Consider the following 20,432-nt stretch of genomic DNA (forward strand, 5'->3'; position numbering starts at 1 on the left):
AACAACCGGCGTTATTCGCGGAACAGCGCCTCAATGCTCAGGCCCTGCATCTGCAGAATCTCACGCAGGCGGCGCAGGCCTTCAACCTGAATCTGACGGACGCGCTCACGCGTCAGGCCAATCTCCCGGCCTACGTCTTCCAGCGTCGCCGCTTCATAGCCCAGCAGGCCGAAACGGCGCGCCAACACTTCACGCTGTTTGGCGTTCAGTTCGAACAACCATTTGACGATGCTTTGCTTCATATCGTCGTCTTGCGTGGTGTCTTCAGGCCCGTTGTCCTTCTCGTCGGCCAGAATGTCCAGCAGCGCTTTCTCCGAATCCCCGCCCAGCGGCGTATCCACCGAGGTGATGCGCTCATTCAGACGCAGCATGCGGCTGACGTCATCCACCGGCTTGTCGAGTTGCTCGGCAATCTCTTCAGCGCTCGGTTCATGATCCAGCTTGTGGGAAAGCTCGCGCGCGGTGCGCAGATAGACATTCAGTTCTTTGACGATATGGATAGGCAAACGAATGGTACGGGTTTGGTTCATGATCGCCCGTTCAATCGTCTGACGAATCCACCAGGTTGCGTAAGTGGAGAAGCGGAAACCGCGTTCCGGGTCGAATTTTTCCACTGCGCGAATCAGACCGAGGTTACCCTCTTCGATCAGATCCAGCAGCGCCAGACCGCGGTTGCTGTAGCGGCGGGCGATTTTCACCACCAGCCGCAGGTTGCTTTCAATCATGCGGCGGCGGGACGGCACGTCACCGCGCAGAGCACGCCGCGCAAAATAGACTTCTTCCTCTGCGGTCAGCAGAGGTGAATAACCGATCTCACCCAGATAGAGCTGCGTCGCATCCAATACGCGTTGCGTAACGCCTTGAGACAACAGCTCTTCTTCCGCTAAATCGTTCTCGCTGGTCTCTTCTTCTACCAGCGCTTTTTCATCAAACGACTCAGCCTCAGCTCCATTCTCGTCGAAATCCGCATCATCATGTAACTCGTTAACTTTCAGCGTATTTTGGCTCATATGCTGCTCCTACCCGTGATACCGCGAGCAGAATCTCAGCGTATTCTGCCCAATCTATCGCTGCGGAAGATAACGCAGCGGGTTTACGGATTTCCCCTTGTAACGAATTTCAAAATGCAAACGTACTGAACTGGTACCGGTGCTACCCATGGTGGCTATTTTTTGACCCGCCTTCACTTCTTGTTGTTCCCGGACCAGCATTGTGTCGTTATGAGCGTAGGCGCTCAGGTAATCATCATTGTGTTTGATGATGATTAGATTACCGTAACCCCGTAAAGCGTTGCCGGCATACACTACGCGGCCATCGGCGGTAGCGAAGATAGGCTGCCCACGGGAACCGGCGATATCGACGCCCTTATTCCCACCTTCTGATGAGGAAAAGTTATCAATAATCTTACCGTCAGTCGGCCATCTCCAGGTACTGACCGGAGAACTGTTGCTGACGGTGCTGCTCACGGGTGGAGCGGCTTCCGGTGCGGTAACAGGCGCAGTCGCGGTCCCAACCGCTGCGGCACCTGCTGCAGGTAACATCTTACCTACATTCTGTTTACCCGAGTTTTCAGAATACGCGTTAGTTGATTGAGAATCAACCGTTGCCGTCTGGATCTGGGAGCTGGAAGGTGGCTTCGGAACGCCGCCTTTGGTCGCGTCTGTCGTCGCCAGCATGCCGCCGCCGCCGTTGGCAGAACCATTACCAAGCTGAATGGTTTGGCCAACATTCAGGCTGTATGGCTCAGGAATATTGTTGCGCTGCGCCAGGTCGCGGAAATCGTTGCCGGTGATCCAGGCGATATAAAACAGCGTGTCGCCGCGCTTGACCGTGTAGGTTTCACCGCCGCTGTAGCTCCCTTTAGGGATAGCGTTATAACTGCGGTTATAGACAATGCGGCCCTCGGGGCTGACCTGCTGCGCCCCGCCATTATTATTGCCGGATGGAACGGCACCGCCGCCACCCACGCTGCTGATAGGGGCCGACGTCGAGGCATTGTTCGTACAACCCGCCAACCACAAACTTACCATCGTACACACCGCTACCCGGCGTAACGTAATCATTGGGCTTCCCGTGCTCATGCTTCCCCCATGACAGCAATATCAGTGATATATCCAAAATACCCTTTACATCGTAGCCGAGCTTTTGCCACTTCCCAGTCCCTGCGATGTAAAGGCGCCGCCGGCCGATCCCTGAACGCCAGGTCATCTCCCGCCGGAGCATCAAAACGCGCGCCAATGCTAACCACATTGGCGTTGCCGCACCATAAGACAACTACGTAGAAAGGCCAATTCTAGTGAAAATTAGCCTGATTGGAACGAGAAAACCTTATCCGGACGTGATGAAAGTGCAACAGATTTTGCAGACTGTCGAAAAATCAGACAATCGCTAGGCCAATTCGCCTTTCACCAGCGGGACAAAGCGCACCGCTTCCACCGCATCGACAACGAACTCGTTGCCATGGCGTTGAATGCGTTTGAGGGTTTGGGCCTGCTCGCCCACCGGCAGCACCAAAATGCCGCCGTCGTCCAATTGTTCCACCAGCGCCTGCGGGATCTCCGGCGGTGCGGCGGTGACGATGATCGCATCGAACGGACCGCGCGATGCCCAGCCCTGCCAGCCGTCGCCGTGGCGGGTGGAAACATTATGAAGATCGAGCTGCTTCAGGCGGCGCTTGGCCTGCCACTGCAGCCCCTTGATGCGCTCGACGGAACAAACGTGTTGCACCAGATGTGCCAGGATAGCGGTCTGATAACCGGAACCGGTGCCGATCTCCAGCACCCGTGAAGTGGGCTTCAAATTCAGCAGTTCGGTCATCCGCGCCACCATATAAGGCTGGGAAATGGTCTGGCCGGAGCCGATCGGCAGCGCGGTGTTTTCGTAGGCCTTATGATCCAGCGCTTCGTCGACAAAACGCTCACGCGGCACCGCTTCGATCGCCCGCAGCAGCTTTTCGTCCCGGATCCCCTGCTGCCGCAGCTGCGTCAGCAATGTTTGCATACGCTTGTTCACCATTCCCCGCTAACCTCTGCCTTGGTTAACCATGTTTTCACGACTTCCTGCGCCGCGTAGGCGGTCAAATCCACCTGCAGCGGCGTGATCGCCACATAGCCTTGTTCCACCGCCGCAAAGTCGGTATCCGGCCCGACATCAAATTTATCACCAGGCGGCCCGATCCAGTAGAGATTTTGTCCGCGCGGATCCTGCTGGCAGAACACCTTGTCGGCGGGATGGCGGCTGCCGCAGCGGGTAACGCGCAGGCCTCTAATCTCCGCCAGGGGCAGATCCGGTACGTTGATATTCAGGATTTTTCCGGTACGCAACGGCTCTCGCCGCAACGCGCGCAGGATACGGCAGGTAATGACGGCGGCAGTCGCATAGTGCTGGTGGCCGTTCAACGACACCGCCAATGCGGGCAGCCCCAAATGCCGGCCCTCCATCGCCGCTGCGACGGTGCCGGAATAGATGACATCGTCGCCCAAATTCGGCCCGGCGTTGATGCCAGAGACCACGATATCCGGTGCCGGGTGCATCAGTGCGTTGACACCAAGATAGACACAGTCGGTCGGCGTCCCCTGCAGCACCGCAATATCGCCGTTGGCCAGCGTCTGCGTGCGCAGCGGCGATTCCAGCGTCAGCGCATTGGAAGAGCCGCTGCGGTTACGATCCGGCGCCACGACCTGCACCTCGGCGAATTCCCGCAGCGCCGCCGCCAGCACCTGAATGCCCGGAGCGCTGACGCCGTCATCGTTACTCAGCAATATCCGCATCACTGTCATCCTGCTGCATGATCTCGCGAACTACGCTGGTGGCGAAGCTGCCTGCCGGCAGCCAGAAGCGCAGTTCCACGGAAACGTCATCCCACCAGTTCCACAGCATATTTTGCGGCTGCAGCAGCAGGGCCCGACGAGCGGGTTCGACACGCTCACGCTTTAAAAGCGTAAGCAATTCCGGCTGCTCCGCCAAGCATTGTTGTTCAAATGCCAACGCATCGCCGGCAGTACCCGGCTCGCCGTCGCCCGGCAACGTCGCGGTGACAACCAGCTCGCCGGCATCCAAGCGCTGTTGCAGCGTCTCCAGTTCATCAGCTTTGGCGACAAACCAGCTGCCGCGGCCGCTCAGCTGCAGGGCGTCACCTTCCAGCACGGTGCGCTGCAGGCCGTCGGCCAGGCGCCTGCTCGCGACCTGATTAAACAGCGCGCTGCGGCTGGCGGACAGGTAGAAACTACGCTTGCTGCGCTCTTTGACGCGAATTTCGTCATTCGCCCAGCGGCGCGCCATCACCAGGTTGTTGCCGCCGCGGCCGAAACGCTGGCTGCCGAAGTAATTCGGCACGCCCTGCGCGGCGATGGCCTGCAGGCGGCGTTCCACGTCCTGCCGGTCGGAAATCTGGCGCAGCACCAACGTAAAGTGGTTGCCCTTCAGGTTGCCAATGCGCATTTTACGCAGATGGCGGGCGTACGAGAGCACCTCGCAGCCTTCCAGCGTAAACCGGGAGAAATCCGGCGTGTCCTTACCCGGCATATGCAGGCAGAACCACTGCTCGGTCACCGCGTGGCGATCCTTCAAGCCGGCATAGCTGACGGAACGGGCGTGAATACCGGCGAAGCGCGCCAGATAATCGGCCACGAACTGGGTATTGCAGCCGTTTTTACGGATGTTCACCAGTACGTGCTCGCCTTCACCGTCCGGCGCAAAGCCCAGGTCTTCCACCACCACGAAATCTTCCGGATTGGCTTTCAACACCCCGGTGCTCTGCGGCCGGCCATGCAGCCAGGTCAGATTCGCCATATTCATGCGGTTATTCCTTGATCAGCAAGGCGACCGCTTCGCAGGCGATGCCCTCGCCGCGCCCGGTGAAACCGAGCTGCTCGGTGGTGGTGGCCTTCACGTTGACGTCATCCATATGGCACTGCAGATCTTCCGCCAGGAAGACGCGCATCTGCGGGATGTGCGGCGCCATTTTCGGCGCCTGAGCGATGATGGTGATATCGAGGTTGCCGAGGCGGTATCCTTTGGCGCGGATGCGTTTCCAGGCTTCGCGCAGCAGTTCGCGGCTGTCGGCGCCTTTGAACGCCGGATCGGTATCGGGGAACAGCTTGCCGATATCGCCCAGCGCCGCCGCGCCCAGCAGGGCGTCGGTCGCGGCATGCAGCACGACGTCGCCGTCGGAGTGGGCCAGCAAACCTTTGTCGTAAGGGATGCGAACGCCACCGATCACCAGCGGGCCTTCGCCGCCGAATTTATGTACGTCAAAACCGTGACCGATACGCATGATGCGCTCCTTAATTGTCCAACTGAGTCAAATAAAACGCCGCCAGCGCCAAATCCTCCGGCCGCGTTACTTTAATGTTGTCCGCCCGGCCGGCGATCAGCTGCGGATGATAACCGCAATGCTCCAGCGCCGAGGCTTCGTCGGTGACGTTCGCACCTTCATCCAGCGCGCGCTGCAGGCACTGCTTGAGCAGCGGCAGCGGAAACAGCTGCGGCGTCAGCGCGTGCCACAGATCCTGGCGTTCGACGGTGTGGGCGATGGTTTCGCGGCCGGGTTCGGCGCGTTTCATGGTGTCGCGCACCGGGGCGGCGAGAATGCCGCCGACCTTGCTGTGTGCGGTGATCGCCAGCAGGCGCTCGAGATCGTCGGCGTGCAGGCAGGGGCGTGCAGCGTCGTGCACCAGTACCCAGTCCGCATCGCCCGCCAGCTTCAGCCCGGCCATCACCGAATCGGCGCGCTGCCTGCCGCCCTCGGTGACGATCACCCGCGGATCCTGGGCGATCGGCAACTGTTCGAACTGGCGATCTTCGGGGCCGATCGCCACGATCACCCGCTCAATGCGCGGATGACGCAACAGGGCGTGGATGGCGTGCTCGACGATGCTGTGCCGGCCGATGGTTAAATATTGCTTCGGGCATTCCGCCTGCATGCGGCTGCCGATACCGGCAGCGGGCAGGACGGCAATCACCGAGGGAAAGGTGCCTGCGGAGTGATTCATGCGTTATTTTTGTGCGTTATTTTGCGAGGAAGACGCCGCGTTGCGTCTGGATTGGTCAGGAACCAGACGATAGAAAGTCTCACCGGGCTTGATCATGCCCAGCTCATTACGCGCTCGCTCTTCGATCGCTTCCTGACCGCCGTTCAAATCATCGATTTCGGCAAACAGCTGATCGTTACGCGCTTTCAACTTGGCGTTGTTGCCCTGTTGGACCGCAACGTCTTCATTGACTCGCACGTAATCGTGAATACCATTTTTGCCCAGCCACAGTGAATACTGTAACCAACCGAGCAATGCCAGCAATAGCAGCGTAAGTTTTCCCATCTCCGCCCCCTGAAAAACCGACCAATCATCCCACAACTTTTCGTTGGACTCCACACTGAGAGCGGCATTTCAACGCCAAATTCAGAATACGGATGAAGGGTTCCCGAGTTTATCGCCCAATTCCGCGGCGAAAGCGGCAAAAAAAGCCCCTTACACCCGATGCGCACGACGCGTTTTCCAATGAGGCACACACTGCCCTTCACCCATTATGCAGCAAGAACCACTGCACCGCCGCTTTCTGCCCCATCGCTTACTCCGCCACAATGCAAAAAGTGAATATTTACCACCATAGAAAGAATAATCCTTATGCAGGGGTTGTGCTTTCATTCATTGAGGCTTATTTTTATGCACTACTAGTGCATAAATAATTCCAATATATAACCTTTCATTATCGGGGATCGCGATGTTAAAACGTTTAGTTCTGATCGGCGCCTGCCTGGCCGCCACCTTCTCCACCGCCGCGTTGGCGGCTGAACCTACCTACGTCGTCGGTTCCGGCGGCACCTATCGGCCGTTCGAGTTTGAAAACAGCCAAAAACAGCTGGAAGGTTTCGACATCGACATCATCAAAGCGGTGGCCAAAGCCGAAGGCTTCCAGATCAAACTGATCAATACGCCGTGGGAGGGGATCTTCGCCACGTTGAATTCCGGCGATCGCGACATCATCATTTCCGGCATCACCATCACCGACAAGCGCAAACAAATGGTTGATTTCTCGGCGCCTTACTTCCCGGCCGAGCAGGCTATCGTGGTGCCGCAGGACTCGACGGTAGACTCCATCGCCGCGCTGAAAGCGCTGAAGGTCGGCGTGGTGAACTCCAGCACCGGCGACATCGTGGTGTCCGACGTGCTGGGCAAAAACAGCACCGCCATCAAGCGCTTCGACAATACCCCGCTGATGCTGCAGGAGCTGTATGAAGACGGCATCGGCGCGGCGGTCGGCGACGTCGGCGTGGCCAAGTTCTATATCAAAACCCACCCTGAGAAAGCCTTCAAGCTGGTGCCCGACGCCAAGTTCGAGCGCCAGTATTTCGGCATCGCCGTCGCCAAAGGCAACGACGAACTGCGTAACAAGATCAACGCCGGCCTGAAGAAAATCGTCGCCGACGGCACCTACGCCAAGATTTACCAAACCTGGTTCGACAGCAACGTACCGACGCTGCCGGCGGAATAATGCCCTGTCGCCGGTGCCCGCCAGGCCGTCGGCGCACCACCATTTCAGCCTACCAAGAAGGAACACCCTTTGAACTTCCGCTGGGAGATCATCCAGGAATACGCGCCGCTGTTTATGGAAGGTGCCTGGATGACCATCAAATGCACCATCATCTGCGTGCTGCTGGGCACCACCTGGGGATTGATCCTCGGGCTGGGCCGTTTGGCGCAGGCGCCGCACGGCATCTGGAAACCCATCCTGCATTACGGCGTTCAGTGGCCGGTGCGCATTTACATCAGCGCCTTTCGCGGCACGCCGCTGTTCGTGCAGATCATGGTGGTACACTTCGCGCTGGTGCCGCTGTTCATCAACCCGCGCGACGGCCTGCTGGTCACCAGCGGCCTGATGAGCGTCGATTTTGCCCGCGCGCTGCGCGCTGACTACGGTGCCTTTCTCTCCTGCGTAGTGGCGATCACGCTCAACGCCGGCGCCTATGTGTCGGAAATATTCCGCGCCGGGATCCAGTCGATTGACCGCGGCCAGATGGAGGCCTCGCGCTCGCTGGGCATGAGCTACGGCAAGACCATGCGCCAGGTGATCCTGCCGCAGGCCTTCCGCCGCATGCTGCCGCCGCTGGGCAACAACGCCATCGCTATCGTCAAGGATTCGTCGCTGGCCTCCGCCATCGGCCTGGCGGATCTGGCCTATGCCGCCCGCACCGTCTCCGGCGCCTACGCCACCTATTGGGAGCCCTACCTGACCATTTCGCTGGTCTATTGGGTCATCACCTTCCTGCTCTCGCTGCTGGTGCAACACATGGAAAAGAGGTTCGGTAAAAGTGATTCGCGTACATAACCTGCAAAAACAGTTCGGCGAGAGCCACGTGCTGCGCGGCATTTCCTGCCGGATCGCCGCCAACGAAGTGGTGTGCGTCATCGGCCCTTCCGGCTCCGGGAAGAGCACCTTCCTGCGCTGCATCAACGCGCTGGAAACGCTCTCCGGCGGCGAGATCGAGGTCAACGGCTTCGCCGTTCACGATCAAAAAACCGACCTAAACAAGATGCGTGAAAGCGTAGGTATGGTGTTCCAGCGCTTCAACCTGTTCCCGCACATGACGGTGTTGGAAAACATCATCATGGCACCGGTGAGCGTGAAGAAACGGCCGCGCGCCGAAGCCATCGCGCAAGCCGAGCAGCTGCTGCACAAGGTCGGGCTGCTCGACAAGATAGACGCCTACCCCAACAGCCTGTCCGGCGGCCAGCAGCAGCGGGTGGCGATCGCCCGCGCGCTGGCGATGGAGCCGAAGATCATGCTGTTCGACGAGCCGACTTCCGCGCTCGACCCGGAGCTGGTGGGCGAAGTGTTGGCGGTGATGAAGTCGCTGGCCCACGAGGGCATGACCATGGTGGTCGTCACGCATGAGATGGGCTTTGCCCGCGAAGTGGCGGACCGGGTGCTGTTTATCGATCAAGGGATCATTCAGGAAGAGGGAAAGCCGCAGCAGATCTTCAGCCAGCCAACCAATCCGCGCACTCAGGCATTTCTGAGCAAAGTTTTGTAACCTTCGGCACGGCTTTGCAATCCTGCGGGCGCCGGCATCGGCGCCCGCTCTCTCACCACCCGGTCAGGAAGCTGAATACCAGCCAGAACAGGCACAGCACAACGACGCCGGTCAGCAACAGCGTCAGGATCAGACGACCGCGCAGCAGCATGCTGAGGGTAATGCCGATCAGCACCGACAGCGGCATCAGCGCCAGGAAGAATGGCCAGGTATAGAGCAGGAAAAACAGCGTGTTGGAACCGTAAACCAAAAACGGCAACGCGAACGCCAGCCAGTAGAAAACAAAGCCGCTGACGCCGCCCAGGAAAGAATAAGAAGGCTCCTCTTTCTCCTGTTTTGACTGCTTGGAGTCGATCAAGATAGGCGTGACATTTTGCATAGTGATCCCTGGTTATTCGGCTCGCTCTGCGGCGGCTTAGAGTAAAAAGCGCATGGCGAAAAACGCCACACGCTTTTTTTGAATTCAGGGTTTGATAATAGCCTGACCACGCAACACGTCTAACAATTGCGCAATCAAATTTGTTACCAATTGTTGGCCATCGAGGTGGATTTCCGGCTGCTGCGGCGCCTCGTACACCGCATCGATGCCGGTGAAATTGCGCAGCTCGCCGGCGCGCGCTTTCTTATACAATCCCTTGGGATCGCGCGCCTCGCAGATCGCCAACGGCGTATCGACGAACACCTCGATAAAGCGATCGTCGCCGAGCATCTCGCGCACCATCTGCCGCTCGGCGCGGTGCGGCGAAATGAACGCGGTCAGCACCACCAGCCCGGCATCCACCATCAGTTTGGCCACTTCCCCCACCCGGCGGATGTTCTCGCGCCGATCCTCGTCAGAGAAGCCGAGATCGCGGCACAGGCCATGGCGCACGTTATCGCCGTCCAGCAGATAGGTGCTGACGCCGAGCCCGTGCAGCGCCTGCTCCAGCGCGCCGGCGACGGTGGATTTGCCCGAGCCGGACAGCCCGGTAAACCACAACACCGCGCCGCGATGGCCGTTGCGCGCTTCGCGATCCGCGCGCGTCACCGCGTGCGGATGCCAAACCACGTTCTCATCGTCCGGCCCGGTCGCCCTCAGTTCGGCGGCCACCTTATCGACCACCGAGCAGATCGCGTGCGCCCCAGTGCGGGAAGTGCTTGCGCACCAGCGCATTCAGCTCCAGCTCGAAGACGCTGAACTCGCCGTGCGCCGCCGGGGTGGCCTGCAGCGTTTCGCGCACCAGACCGGCGCCTACCGTGACGTTGCTCATGCGATCGATGAAGATCAGCCCGCCGGTGTCGTGATTGCTCTGATAGCTGTCCAGCACCAGCGGCTCGTCGAAGGTCAGCTCCACCAGACCGATGCCGTTAAGCGGCAACGTGTCTGCCGGGTGCTGCGCCAGCGTATTGATCTCCACCTGATGGCGGATGCTCTCCACGCGGGCGCGGGTCTTTTTACCGGCGATCTTGATGTCGTAGCTCTGGCCCGGCACCAGCGGCTGCTCGGCCATCCATACCACGTCCACCAGCGCGCTCTGCGCCGCCTGCAGGCTTTCGCCGGCGTCGACCAGCAGATCGCCGCGGCTGATGTCCACCTCATCCTTCAGCACCAGCGTAATCGCCTCGCCCGGGACCGCCTCTTGCAGATCGCCGTCGAAGGTCACGATGCGCGCCACGCTGGACTCCACGCCGGAAGGCAGCACCTTGACCCGTTGCCCCACCCGCACCACGCCGGCGGACAGCGTGCCGGCATAGCCGCGAAAATCGAGGTTCGGGCGGTTGACGTACTGCACCGGGAAACGCAGCGGCTGGTTTTCTCGCTCGCTGACCACGTCAACGCTCTCCAGCACTTCCAGCAGCGTCGGGCCGCTGTACCACGGCATATGGGCGCTTTCGCTCGCCACGTTGTCGCCGTCCAGCGCCGACAGCGGCACGAATTTGATGTCCAGATCGCCTGGCAGCTGCTGGGCAAAGGTCAGGTAATCTTGTTTGAACTGCTCGAACACCGCTTCCTGGTAGTCCACCAGATCCATTTTGTTCACCGCCACCACCAGATGGCGAATGCCCAGCAGGGTTGCGATAAAACTGTGGCGACGAGTCTGGTCCAGCACCCCTTTGCGCGCGTCGATCAACAGGATCGCCAGATCGCAAGTGGAGGCGCCGGTGGCCATGTTGCGGGTGTACTGCTCATGCCCTGGGGTATCGGCGATGATAAATTTGCGTTTTTCGGTCGAGAAATAGCGATAGGCCACGTCGATGGTGATGCCCTGCTCGCGCTCGGCCTGCAGGCCGTCCACCAACAGCGCCAGATCGAGCTTCTCGCCCTGGGTGCCGATGCGTTTGCTGTCGCTGTGCAGCGTCGACAGCTGATCCTCGTAGATCTGGCGAGTATCGTGCAGCAGGCGACCGATCAGGGTGCTTTTGCCGTCGTCGACGCTGCCGCAGGTCAGAAAGCGCAGCAGGCTCTTGTGTTGCTGCGCGTGCAGGTAGGATTCGACGCCGCCCTGGTCAGCGATTTGTTGTGCAATTGCGTTGTTCATCCGGCGGCTCCTTAGAAATACCCTTGACGCTTTTTCAGCTCCATCGAGCCGGACTGATCGCGGTCGATCATCCGCCCCTGGCGTTCACTGGTGGTGGAGACCAGCATCTCTTCGATGATCTCCGGCAGGGTTTGCGCCTGCGAATCCACCGCGCCGGTCAGCGGCCAGCACCCCAGGGTGCGGAAACGCACCATGCGCTGGCTGATCACTTCGCCCGGCTGCAGATCGATGCGATCGTCGTCCACCATCATCAGCATGCCGTCGCGCTCCACCACCGGGCGCGGTTTCGCCAGGTACAGCGGCACGATGTCGATCTTTTCCAGGAAGATGTACTGCCAGATGTCCAGCTCGGTCCAGTTCGACAGCGGGAAGACGCGGATGCTCTCCCCTTTGTTGATCTGGCCGTTGTAGTTGTGCCACAGCTCCGGCCGCTGGTTTTTCGGATCCCAGCGGTGGAAGCGATCGCGGAACGAATAGATGCGCTCTTTGGCGCGCGATTTCTCCTCGTCGCGCCGCGCACCGCCGAAGGCGGCGTCGAAACCGTACTTGTTCAACGCCTGCTTCAGGCCCTCGGTCTTCATGATGTCGGTATGCTTGGCGCTGCCGTGCACGAACGGGTTGATGCCCATCGCCACCCCTTCCGGGTTTTTATGCACCAGCAGCTCGAAGCCGTACTCTTTCGCGGTGCGATCGCGGAACTCGTACATTTCGCGGAACTTCCAGCCGGTATCGACGTGCAGCAGCGGGAACGGCAGCGTGCCGGGGAAGAACGCCTTGCGCGCCAGATGCAGCATCACGGAAGAGTCTTTGCCGATGGAATACAGCATCACCGGGTTGGCGAATTCAGCGGCGACTTCACGGATGATATGGATACTCTCCGCCTCCAATTGCCGCAAATGAGTGAGTCGTTTTTCGTCCATAACAGGTCCTTAAAAGCCTTGCCTATGCCAAATTCACGACGGCCGGGCGCGCGGCCCCTTCCGTCTGCGATTGATGCCCGAACCAGGCGATTTGATGGTGCAGTTCCACCACTTCGCCAATCACCAGCAGCGCCGGCAGCGGCGCCCGTTGGGCCAGATGTTCCAATTGATCCAACGTGCCGATCTGCACCTGCTGATCGGCGCGCGTGCCGCGACTGATCACCGCCACCGGCGTATCGGCAGCGCGGCCGTGGGCGATCAGGCGTTGGCTGATGTCCGCCGCCTTCATGGTGCCCATGTAGATAGCCAGCGTCTGCCGCGCCCGGGCCAGATCGGCCCAGTCCAGGCCATCGCCGTCGGGGCGGCAGTGGCCGGTGATAAAGGTCACGCTCTGCGCGTGGTCGCGGTGCGTCAGCGGAATGCCGGCGTAGGCGGTCGCCCCCGCGGCGGCCGTGACGCCCGGCACCACCTGGAACGGAATGCCGGCGGCGGCGGCTACCTGCAGCTCTTCGCCGCCCCGGCCAAAGATGAACGGGTCGCCGCCCTTGAGGCGCACCACGCGTTTGCCCTGCTGCGCCAGCGCCACCAACAGCCGGTTGGTCTCTTCCTGGATCACCGAGTGCGCGCCGGCGCGCTTGCCCACGCAGATGCGCTCGGCGTCGCGGCGCACCAGATCGAGGATCTCGCCGCTGACCAGATGGTCATACAGCACCACGTCCGCCTGCTGCATCACCTGCAGCCCGCGCAGGGTCAACAGCCCCACGTCGCCCGGCCCGGCGCCCACCAAGGCTATCTCACCCTGCGCGCCTTCATCGCCTGCGGCGAAGCTTTGCAAATCCTGCTCAAGCTGCCGCTCCGCCTGCGCCGTCTGGCCGTTGGCCACCAGCGTGGCGAAACGGCCGCCGAAGGTTTTCTCCCAGAAACGGCGACGCTCGCCGATCGAGGCCAGCCGCTGTTTGACCTGGCCGCGCCAGCGGCCCGCCACCTGCGCCATCTGCCCCAAACTGGCGGGCAGCAGCGCCTCCAGCTTTTCGCGCAGCAACCGCGCCAGCACCGGCGCCTGGCCGCTGGACGATACGGCCACCACCAGCGGCGAGCGATCGATGATCGACGGGAAGATGAACGAGCAGCGCGGCTGGTCGTCCACCACGTTGGCTAACACCCGGCGTTTATCCGCTTCGGCAAACACCGCGGCGTTCAGCGCGTTGTCGTCCGTGGCGGCGATCGCCAGAAACACGTCGTCCAGCTGCGGCGGGTCAAAGGTTTTCCCCAGCCAGAGCAGTTGCCCTCGCTGACGTTGTTGTTCCAGTTCCGGTGAGAGCGACTGCGCAACTATCCGTATTTCAGCCCCGGCGCGCTGAAGCAGATCGACTTTGCGCGCAGCCACGTCACCGCCGCCAACGACCAGCACCGGACGTTGTTTCAGATCGGCGAATATTGGTAGATAGTCCACAACAGCCTTTTCATATAACAGAAAGATAGTGTGACTATACGGGCTGAGATTTAGCCTCTGAAATGACGAAAAGGAATGATTAGTTCCTTTATGGAATATAGGCCGCAACGCAGGAGGCAAACGGTGATAATCGCACGGCGGTTTGCGCGTCCACGCGAAAATTAAGAGACGGGGAAATTGTGTAATGCCGCCCGGCGTCTCATACTGGGTGCCGCAGAAAAATGATCGGCAGCGCCGATAGCAAAGAAGGATTTTTCGGTATGTTTTCCCGTTTTTACCTGAAGACCAGCCTGCTGGCCCTCGCACTCGGCGGCGTCTTCAGCGTTTGTGCCGCACAGCCCGCAAAAGACGCGCCAATGGGCCGTTTCGCCGCCGAACAGACCCGCCACATCGCCACTTACTTCCCCGGCCGCATGGCGGGCAGCCCGGCCGAATTGCTCACCGCCGACTACCTGAAGCAGCAGTTCGCCAAGATGGGTTACCAAAGCGACATTCGCAGCGTCAACACTCGCTACCTCTACACCAGCAAAGACGGCAAGAAGAACTGGAACAACGTCACCGCCAGCTCGGTGATCGCCGCCCGCAACGGCGACAGCCCGAAACAGATAGTGATCGTCGCCCACTTCGACACCTACACGCCGCAGAGCGACGAAGATCTGGATAACAACCTCGGCGGCCTGACGCTGCAGGGCGTCGACGACAACGCCTCCGGCATCGGCGTGATGCTGGAACTGGCGGAGCGCCTGAAAAGCATCCCCACCGCCTACGGCCTGCGCTTCGTCGCCACCAGCGCCGAAGAGCTCGGCTCGCTGGGCGCACAGAACTACCTGCAACGCATGAGCGCGGAAGAGAAAAGCAACACCGTGCTGGTGATCAACCTCGACAGCCTGATCACCGGCGATCGTCTGTACTTCAACGCCGGGCGCAACACGCCGCCGCAGATGGCGAAACGCTCCCGCGATCGCGCGCTGGATATCGCCCATCGCTACGGCATCGCCGCCGCCAGCAATCCGGGCAGCGCACAGCATCCGAAGGGCACCGGCTGCTGCTCCGATCAAGAGGTATTCGACGCCGCAGGCATCCCGGTGCTGTCGGTGGAGGCCACCAACTGGTCGCTGGGCGATAAAGACGGCTACCAGCAGCGCGCCGTCAGCCCGCACTTCCCGCAGGGCATTACCTGGCACCGCCCGCAGTATGACAACCTGCAGTACCTGGATCGCTACCTGCCGGGGCGGATCGACAAACGCAGCCGCGACAGCGTGCAGATCCTGCTGCCGCTGATCAAAGAGCTGGCACAGGCGCACCCGCCGAAAGCACAGAAGAAAAAGTAGCCCGCAAAAAAACAGGGCCCAGCATTGCTGAGCCCTGTCGTGTGATTCGCCTCGTTTAGCCTTCGTGCAGGCCGCACTCGCGCTTCAGCCCGAAGAAACGCGTCTCTTCCTCGCTCATACCCGGTTCCCACTTCTGGGTGGTGTGGGTATCGCCTACCGACAGGTAGCCCTGCTCCCACAGCGGGTGATAGCTCAGCCCGTGCTCGGTCAGATACTGGTAAATCTTGCGGTTGTCCCAGTCGATGATCGGCAGGATCTTGAACACCCCGCGCTGCACCGCCAGCACCGGCAGATTGGCGCGGCTGCCGGACTGCTGGCGCCGCAGGCCGGCGAACCAGCTCTGTGCCCCCAGCGTCTCCAGCGCGCGGTTCATCGGTTCGACCTTGTTGATCTGGTTGTACTTTTCAATCCCTTCCACGCCCTGTTCCCACAGCTTGCCGTAGCGCGCCTCTTGCCAGGCGGGAGACTGTTCGGCGCGGAACACCTGCAGATTCAGCTTCAGCTGGTCGGTCAGTTGATCGATAAAGCGGTAGGTTTCCGGGAACAGGTAACCGGTGTCGGTCAGGATCACCGGGATATCCGGCCGGATGCGCGTCACCAGGTGCAGACACACCGCCGCCTGAATGCCGAAACTGGACGAGAGTACGAACTCGCCGGGCAGATGCTCCAGCGCCCATGCAACGCGCTGTTCGGCGCTGAGGGTCTCCAGTTGGCCGTTGACCACCGCCAATGCCAGCGCCTGCCCGGATTTGGGCAACGCGTTCAGCGCCGCCAGATCGAATTCAGCCATGTTGTCTCTCCTGCTACTTGAAATTACCTGTGCGGCCCCTCTGCCCAGGGGCCGCCCGGCCTCACTCCCAGAAATCTCGCGCCGGGTCCAGCACCGGTTTGACGATGCCCGCGCGAACGGTGAAGTCGCCGAAGCCTTCGCCGGCATTACGCTCTTTCGCCCAGCGCCCCACCAACAGGTCGATCTCGCTCAGGATCTCGTCTTCGTTGATGTTCTCGCGGTACATGCGCGGAATGCGCGTGCCTTCGCGGTTGCCCCCCAAATGCAGGTTATAGCGGCCGACCGCCTTGCCCACCAGCCCCAGCTCCGCCAGCAGCGCGCGGCCGCAGCCGTTCGGGCAGCCGGTGATGCGCAGCACGATATGCTCGTCGCCCACCCCGTGCCGATGCATGATCCCTTCCACCTTGGTGACGAACTGCGGCAGGAAGCGCTCGGCCTCCGCCATCGCCAACGGGCAGGTCGGGAACGATACGCAGGCCATCGAGTTCTTGCGTTGCTCGCTGATCTCGTCGTCGATCAAGCCATGATCGCGCGCCAGGGCTTCGATCTTTGCCTTCTCGCTTTCCGGCACGCCGGCGATGATCACGTTTTGGTTCGCCGTCAGACGGAAGTCGCCTTTATGGATCTTGGCGATCTCCGCCATGCCGGTCTTCAGCGGGCGCCCCGGATAGTCCAGCAGGCGGCCGTTCTCGATAAACAGCGTCAGGTGCCACTGATCGTCGATGCCCTTCACCCAACCGATGCGATCGCCGCGGCCGGTGAATTCATACGGCCGGATCGGCGCGAAGGTGATGCCGGCGCGCTTTTCCACTTCGGCGCGGAAAACGTCCACCCCGACGCGCTCCAGCGTGTATTTGGTTTTGGCGTTCTTGCGATCGGTGCGGTTGCCCCAGTCGCGCTGCGTGGTCACCACGGCCTCCGCGACCGCCAGCGTATGTTCGAGCGGAATGTAGCCGAACTCGCTGGCCTGGCGCGCGTAGGTTTTCTTGTTGCCGTGCTCGATGGACAACCCGCCGCCCACCAGCAGGTTGAAGCCTACCAGCTTGCCGTTTTCGGCGATCGCCACGAAGTTCATGTCGTTGGCGTGCAGATCGACGTCGTTCTGCGGCGGGATCACCACCGTGGTTTTGAACTTACGCGGCAGGTAGGTCGGCCCCAGAATCGGCTCTTCGTCGGTAGTGGCCACCTTTTCCTGATCCAGCCACACCTCGGCATAGGCGCGGGTGCGCGGCAGCAGGTGTTCGGAGATCTTCTTCGCCCACTCGTAGGCTTCCTGATGCAGCTCGGACTCCACCGGGTTGGAGGTGCACAGCACGTTGCGGTTCACGTCGTTGGCGGTCGCCAGCGCGTCCAGCCCCAGGCGGTTCAGCAGCTGGTGCACCGGTTTGACGTTGCCTTTCAGAATGCCGTGAAACTGGAACGTCTGGCGGTTGGTAATGCGAATGCTGCCGTACAGCGTGCTCTCCTGCGCGAACTTGTCGATGCCCAGCCACTGCTGCGGGCTGATGATGCCGCCCGGCAGGCGGCAGCGCAGCATCATGGCGTGGCGCGGCTCCAGCTTCTGCTCGGCGCGTTCGGCGCGAATGTCGCGGTCATCCTGCTGGTACATGCCGTGGAAACGGATCAGCAGGAAGTTGTCGCCGTTGAAGCCGCCGGTCAGGCCGTCATTTAAATCTTCGGCGATAGTGCCGCGCAGGAAGTGGCTCTCCTTCTTCATGCGCTCCGCATCGGCCAGTTTGCCTTCGACTACCAAAGGCCCGGGGTGTTTATCACTCATCAGTAAACATCTCGCTGATAACGGCGCTCAAGGCGCAGCTCACTTAAAAATTCATCCGCCTGCTCGGTATCCATGCCACCGTGCTCGGCCACCAGTTCCAGTAATGTGTTTTCCACGTCTTTCGCCATGCGATTGGCATCGCCGCAGACGTAAATGTGCGCGCCTTCCTGAATCCAGCGCCACACTTCCGCGCCCTGTTCGCGCAGTTTGTCTTGTACGTATATTTTATGTTGTTGGTCGCGGGACCAGGCCAGATCGATGCGGGTCAGCAGGCCGTCTTTCACGTAGCGCTGCCATTCGACCTGATACAGGAAATCTTCGGTAAAGTGCGGGTTGCCGAAGAACAGCCAGTTCTTGCCGTCGGCGCCGTCGGCGTCGCGCTGCTGCATAAAGGCGCGGAACGGCGCGATGCCGGTGCCCGGGCCGATCATGATCACCGGCGCTTCCGGATTGGCCGGCAGGCGGAAATTGTCGTTGTGTTCGATAAACACCCGCACGTCGCCGTCCTCCTCCAGGCGATCCGCCAGGAAGCCGGAGGCGCCACCGCTGCGGGCGCGCCCGTCGATGTCGTAACGCACCACGCCCACGGTGATGTGCACTTCGCTTTCGTTCTCCGCCTGCGAAGAGGCGATGGAGTACAGGCGCGGCGTCAGCGGGCGCAGCAGACCGACCAGCTGTTCGGCGCTCAGGTCCGCCGGCGCCTGACGCACCATGTCAACGATCGGCGTGTTGTGCGCATAGTGCTGCAGCGCGGCTTTATCCGCCAACAGGCCGATCAGCGTTTCATCGCGCGACAGCGCGGCGTATTTATCGACGATCGGCGTGGTGTTCTGCGTCAGTTCGAAATGGCTGCGCAGCGCCTGCGCCAGCGGCAGGGTTTGCCCTTCCACCTCGACCGGCTCGTCGCCTTTCAGCCACAACAGCTGCACCAGTTCGTCCACCAGCGCCGGATCGTTGTCGAACCATACGCCGAGCGCATCGCCCGGCTGATAGCGCAGGCCGGAGTCGCCCAGATCGATCTCGATATGGCGCACGTCTTTATCCGACGCGCGGCCGGTAATTTTCTGATTGACCGCCAGTTGGGCGGTGAGCGGCTGTTCCTTGCTGTACGGGCTGCTGTCGATCAGATCGACCGCGCCGCTGGCCAACACGCCCGGCGCGGCGCTTTCCGCCGGCGCGCGCGCCTTCAGCACCGATACCACCTGTTTGCGCCAGGCGGCGGCCAGTTCCTGGTACTCCACGTCGGCGTCCACGCGCTCCACCAGGCGCTCGGCGCCCAGCTCGGCCAGCTTGCCGTCGAAATCCTTACCAGACTGGCAGAAATTCTCATAAGAGGTGTCGCCCAGCCCGAACACCGCAAAAGCGGTATCATTCAGCTTCGGCGCCTTCTTCGAGAACAGGAATTTATGCAGCGCCACCGCTTCTTCCGCCGGTTCGCCCTCCCCCTGCGTGGAGGCGACGATCACCAGCAGGCGCTCTTGCGCTATCTGTTTGAATTTGTAGTCGCCGGCGCTGATCAGCGTGGCGCTCAGATTGGCGGCCAACAGATCGTCGCGCAGCTGCTCCGCCAGGCGGCGCGCATTGCCGGTCTGCGAAGCGGAAATGATGGTGATGGCGGCCGCAGCCGCAGGGGCGACAGGCGCAATGGCCACGGCTCCGGGCTGTTGATTGACCATGCCCCAAAAATAACCGGACAGCCACGCCAGCTGCGTCGGCGAATAGTCGCCGATCGTCGCCTGCAAGCGCGCCAGCTGTTCGGGCGTCAGCGGGAGCAAAGATGTTGGAGGAGCCTGAGTCGTCATTGCTGTACTTATTTCCTATACTTAGCGCCTTTCCTGCCAGGCGCGCGCCAGTGCCAGTCGCTGTCTCTTCGCTGCGTCGGGTGTGCGGAAAAGATCAGGAGAGTTTGTAAGGTTACCGAGCAGAATAGCAACGATTAAATAAGGGATAGCAATAAATCATAACCAAAATGACTAAGCTGTTTTTCTGGTAAGGGATAACGCTTAAACCGTTAAACAAAGTTTTTTATCCAGATGAAAATAAAGCACTTTTTTTCATCATTTTTTCACCGTTCAACATTTCGGCTCATTACCCCAGCCGATAGGTGCCGCAAACACCAAACAAAAAAAGTGTTAACCGGGTGCGTTTGCTGTGGCGGTAGACCATAACGGTATAAATGGCAAGCAGGCGCGCTTTCCGGTACTATGCGGCGGTTTTTGAGTCAATGAGGCCGTAATAATGGCAACCACGCTGTTTAAAGATTTTCAGTTTGAAGCCGCACACCGTTTGCCGCACGTACCGGAGGGCCACAAATGCGGCCGTCTGCATGGGCATTCGTTTATGGTGCGTCTGGAAGTGACCGGTGAAGTGGACCCCCACACCGGTTGGGTGATGGATTTCGCCGAGCTCAAGGCTGTGTTTTCCCCGATCTGGGAGCGGTTGGATCACCATTATCTGAACGATATTCCAGGATTGGAAAATCCCACCAGCGAAGTGCTCGCCGCCTGGATTTGGCAGCAGCTCAAGCCCCAGTTGCCGGAACTGACTGCGGTGATGGTGAAAGAGACCTGTACTGCGGGATGCGTATATAAAGGTTAAAAGAAAGGGCGCC

General features: G+C 60.6%; 21 protein-coding genes. 5 read left to right on the forward strand and 16 right to left on the reverse strand.

Features of this window, described 5'->3' with window-relative positions:
* Positions 1-11 precede the first annotated feature (11 nt).
* The 8 genes from rpoS to ftsB form a co-directional block, all read right to left on the reverse strand.
* The gene (rpoS, locus tag WCL58_RS15625; protein WP_004932578.1) at positions 12-1,010 is read right to left on the reverse strand and encodes an RNA polymerase sigma factor RpoS; all 999 of its coding nucleotides are present in this window, start codon (positions 1,008-1,010) and stop codon (positions 12-14) included.
* Positions 1,011-1,064: 54 nt separating this feature from the next.
* Complete coding sequence (nlpD, locus tag WCL58_RS15630; RefSeq protein WP_038871876.1) at positions 1,065-2,063, reverse strand: murein hydrolase activator NlpD; 999 nt, start codon at positions 2,061-2,063, stop codon at positions 1,065-1,067.
* Positions 2,064-2,388: 325 nt separating this feature from the next.
* Entirely contained in the window at positions 2,389-3,015 is a 627-nt protein-coding gene (locus tag WCL58_RS15635) for a protein-L-isoaspartate(D-aspartate) O-methyltransferase (RefSeq protein ID WP_047728898.1), read from the reverse strand.
* Complete coding sequence (surE, locus tag WCL58_RS15640) at positions 3,009-3,770, reverse strand: 5'/3'-nucleotidase SurE (RefSeq protein WP_084826836.1); 762 nt, start codon at positions 3,768-3,770, stop codon at positions 3,009-3,011. Before surE ends, WCL58_RS15635 begins: the two co-directional genes overlap by 7 nt.
* Positions 3,751-4,797: a tRNA pseudouridine(13) synthase TruD gene (gene truD / locus WCL58_RS15645; RefSeq protein ID WP_336851354.1), complete on the reverse strand. Its 1,047-nt coding sequence runs from the start codon at positions 4,795-4,797 to the stop codon at positions 3,751-3,753. Before truD ends, surE begins: the two co-directional genes overlap by 20 nt.
* Positions 4,798-4,801: 4 nt before the next feature.
* Complete coding sequence (gene ispF / locus WCL58_RS15650) at positions 4,802-5,275, reverse strand: 2-C-methyl-D-erythritol 2,4-cyclodiphosphate synthase (RefSeq protein WP_336851355.1); 474 nt, start codon at positions 5,273-5,275, stop codon at positions 4,802-4,804.
* Positions 5,276-5,285: 10 nt separating this feature from the next.
* Complete coding sequence (gene ispD, locus WCL58_RS15655) at positions 5,286-5,993, reverse strand: 2-C-methyl-D-erythritol 4-phosphate cytidylyltransferase (RefSeq protein ID WP_060422529.1); 708 nt, start codon at positions 5,991-5,993, stop codon at positions 5,286-5,288.
* 3 nt (positions 5,994-5,996) lie between these two features.
* Positions 5,997-6,317: a cell division protein FtsB gene (ftsB, locus tag WCL58_RS15660; protein WP_016929043.1), complete on the reverse strand. Its 321-nt coding sequence runs from the start codon at positions 6,315-6,317 to the stop codon at positions 5,997-5,999.
* 403 nt (positions 6,318-6,720) lie between these two features.
* Here ftsB and WCL58_RS15665 point away from each other — a divergent pair, with 403 nt between their 5' ends.
* The 3 genes from WCL58_RS15665 to WCL58_RS15675 all read left to right on the forward strand — a co-directional run bounded on the left by WCL58_RS15665 (position 6,721) and on the right by WCL58_RS15675 (position 9,031).
* Positions 6,721-7,491 carry a basic amino acid ABC transporter substrate-binding protein gene (locus tag WCL58_RS15665; protein ID WP_039568898.1) on the forward strand — a complete coding sequence of 257 codons (771 nt, stop codon included), beginning with the start codon at positions 6,721-6,723 and terminating at the stop codon, positions 7,489-7,491.
* A 114-nt stretch (positions 7,492-7,605) separates the two neighbouring features.
* On the forward strand, positions 7,606-8,325 hold the full coding sequence (locus WCL58_RS15670) for an amino acid ABC transporter permease (protein WP_042706788.1): 720 nt from the start codon (positions 7,606-7,608) through the stop codon (positions 8,323-8,325).
* Complete coding sequence (locus WCL58_RS15675; RefSeq protein ID WP_336851356.1) at positions 8,309-9,031, forward strand: amino acid ABC transporter ATP-binding protein; 723 nt, start codon at positions 8,309-8,311, stop codon at positions 9,029-9,031. The genes WCL58_RS15670 and WCL58_RS15675 overlap by 17 nt, the downstream gene beginning before the upstream one ends.
* Positions 9,032-9,083: 52 nt before the next feature.
* Here the strand turns inward: WCL58_RS15675 and WCL58_RS15680 are convergent, their stop codons facing one another.
* The 5 genes from WCL58_RS15680 to cysG form a co-directional block, all read right to left on the reverse strand.
* Positions 9,084-9,410, reverse strand: a complete 327-nt coding sequence (locus tag WCL58_RS15680) for a DUF3561 family protein (RefSeq protein ID WP_164119960.1) — start codon at positions 9,408-9,410, stop codon at positions 9,084-9,086.
* Positions 9,411-9,494: 84 nt separating this feature from the next.
* Entirely contained in the window at positions 9,495-10,184 is a 690-nt protein-coding gene (gene cysC / locus WCL58_RS15685) for an adenylyl-sulfate kinase (RefSeq protein WP_336851357.1), read from the reverse strand.
* On the reverse strand, positions 10,123-11,550 hold the full coding sequence (gene cysN, locus WCL58_RS15690; protein WP_084826840.1) for a sulfate adenylyltransferase subunit CysN: 1,428 nt from the start codon (positions 11,548-11,550) through the stop codon (positions 10,123-10,125). The genes cysC and cysN overlap by 62 nt, the downstream gene beginning before the upstream one ends.
* A gap of 11 nt (positions 11,551-11,561) precedes the next feature.
* Positions 11,562-12,470: a sulfate adenylyltransferase subunit CysD gene (gene cysD / locus WCL58_RS15695; RefSeq protein WP_004932620.1), complete on the reverse strand. Its 909-nt coding sequence runs from the start codon at positions 12,468-12,470 to the stop codon at positions 11,562-11,564.
* Positions 12,471-12,492: 22 nt separating this feature from the next.
* Positions 12,493-13,923, reverse strand: a complete 1,431-nt coding sequence (cysG, locus tag WCL58_RS15700; protein WP_060440757.1) for a siroheme synthase CysG — start codon at positions 13,921-13,923, stop codon at positions 12,493-12,495.
* Between the two features lie 260 nt (positions 13,924-14,183).
* Between cysG and WCL58_RS15705 the strand changes: the two genes are divergently transcribed.
* Positions 14,184-15,254 (forward strand): aminopeptidase, encoded by a 1,071-nt coding sequence (locus tag WCL58_RS15705; RefSeq protein WP_060422571.1) that lies wholly within the window; start codon positions 14,184-14,186, stop codon positions 15,252-15,254.
* A gap of 55 nt (positions 15,255-15,309) precedes the next feature.
* On the opposite strand, the gene WCL58_RS15710 is transcribed toward WCL58_RS15705, so the two are convergent.
* The 3 genes from WCL58_RS15710 to cysJ form a co-directional block, all read right to left on the reverse strand.
* A complete protein-coding gene (locus WCL58_RS15710; RefSeq protein ID WP_336851358.1) occupies positions 15,310-16,044 on the reverse strand; it encodes a phosphoadenylyl-sulfate reductase in 735 nt (244 codons plus the stop codon).
* A 61-nt stretch (positions 16,045-16,105) separates the two neighbouring features.
* Positions 16,106-17,821, reverse strand: coding sequence for an assimilatory sulfite reductase (NADPH) hemoprotein subunit (cysI, locus tag WCL58_RS15715; protein ID WP_038871907.1), 1,716 nt, complete (start codon positions 17,819-17,821; stop codon positions 16,106-16,108).
* On the reverse strand, positions 17,821-19,623 hold the full coding sequence (cysJ, locus tag WCL58_RS15720; protein ID WP_336851359.1) for an NADPH-dependent assimilatory sulfite reductase flavoprotein subunit: 1,803 nt from the start codon (positions 19,621-19,623) through the stop codon (positions 17,821-17,823). Before cysJ ends, cysI begins: the two co-directional genes overlap by 1 nt.
* A 436-nt stretch (positions 19,624-20,059) precedes the next feature.
* Between cysJ and queD the strand changes: the two genes are divergently transcribed.
* Positions 20,060-20,419 (forward strand): 6-carboxytetrahydropterin synthase QueD, encoded by a 360-nt coding sequence (gene queD, locus WCL58_RS15725; RefSeq protein ID WP_004932638.1) that lies wholly within the window; start codon positions 20,060-20,062, stop codon positions 20,417-20,419.
* Positions 20,420-20,432 lie beyond the last annotated feature (13 nt).

Origin of the sequence: Serratia sp. TMDUHS_CL, from assembly GCF_037137105.1 — a bacterium.
In the GTDB taxonomy this organism is placed as follows: domain Bacteria; phylum Pseudomonadota; class Gammaproteobacteria; order Enterobacterales; family Enterobacteriaceae; genus Serratia; species Serratia nevei.

What these genes read in the sequence shown, in the direction of transcription:
- WCL58_RS15680 (WP_164119960.1), bottom strand. Translation starts at nt 9,410, where the DNA reads ATGCAAAATGTCACGCCTATCTTGATCGACTCCAAGCAGTCAAAACAG.
- cysN (WP_084826840.1), bottom strand. Translation starts at nt 11,550, where the DNA reads ATGAACAACGCAATTGCACAACAAATCGCTGACCAGGGCGGCGTCGAA.
- cysI (WP_038871907.1), bottom strand. Translation starts at nt 17,821, where the DNA reads ATGAGTGATAAACACCCCGGGCCTTTGGTAGTCGAAGGCAAACTGGCC.
- cysD (WP_004932620.1), bottom strand. Translation starts at nt 12,470, where the DNA reads ATGGACGAAAAACGACTCACTCATTTGCGGCAATTGGAGGCGGAGAGT.
- ispD (WP_060422529.1), bottom strand. Translation starts at nt 5,993, where the DNA reads ATGAATCACTCCGCAGGCACCTTTCCCTCGGTGATTGCCGTCCTGCCC.
- WCL58_RS15705 (WP_060422571.1), top strand. Translation starts at nt 14,184, where the DNA reads ATGTTTTCCCGTTTTTACCTGAAGACCAGCCTGCTGGCCCTCGCACTC.
- cysC (WP_336851357.1), bottom strand. Translation starts at nt 10,184, where the DNA reads ATGCGCTGGTGCGCAAGCACTTCCCGCACTGGGGCGCACGCGATCTGC.
- ftsB (WP_016929043.1), bottom strand. Translation starts at nt 6,317, where the DNA reads ATGGGAAAACTTACGCTGCTATTGCTGGCATTGCTCGGTTGGTTACAG.
- cysJ (WP_336851359.1), bottom strand. Translation starts at nt 19,623, where the DNA reads ATGACGACTCAGGCTCCTCCAACATCTTTGCTCCCGCTGACGCCCGAA.
- truD (WP_336851354.1), bottom strand. Translation starts at nt 4,797, where the DNA reads ATGAATATGGCGAATCTGACCTGGCTGCATGGCCGGCCGCAGAGCACC.
- WCL58_RS15710 (WP_336851358.1), bottom strand. Translation starts at nt 16,044, where the DNA reads ATGGCTGAATTCGATCTGGCGGCGCTGAACGCGTTGCCCAAATCCGGG.
- rpoS (WP_004932578.1), bottom strand. Translation starts at nt 1,010, where the DNA reads ATGAGCCAAAATACGCTGAAAGTTAACGAGTTACATGATGATGCGGAT.
- WCL58_RS15635 (WP_047728898.1), bottom strand. Translation starts at nt 3,015, where the DNA reads ATGGTGAACAAGCGTATGCAAACATTGCTGACGCAGCTGCGGCAGCAG.
- nlpD (WP_038871876.1), bottom strand. Translation starts at nt 2,063, where the DNA reads ATGATTACGTTACGCCGGGTAGCGGTGTGTACGATGGTAAGTTTGTGG.
- surE (WP_084826836.1), bottom strand. Translation starts at nt 3,770, where the DNA reads ATGCGGATATTGCTGAGTAACGATGACGGCGTCAGCGCTCCGGGCATT.
- WCL58_RS15665 (WP_039568898.1), top strand. Translation starts at nt 6,721, where the DNA reads ATGTTAAAACGTTTAGTTCTGATCGGCGCCTGCCTGGCCGCCACCTTC.
- queD (WP_004932638.1), top strand. Translation starts at nt 20,060, where the DNA reads ATGGCAACCACGCTGTTTAAAGATTTTCAGTTTGAAGCCGCACACCGT.
- WCL58_RS15670 (WP_042706788.1), top strand. Translation starts at nt 7,606, where the DNA reads ATGGAAGGTGCCTGGATGACCATCAAATGCACCATCATCTGCGTGCTG.
- ispF (WP_336851355.1), bottom strand. Translation starts at nt 5,275, where the DNA reads ATGCGTATCGGTCACGGTTTTGACGTACATAAATTCGGCGGCGAAGGC.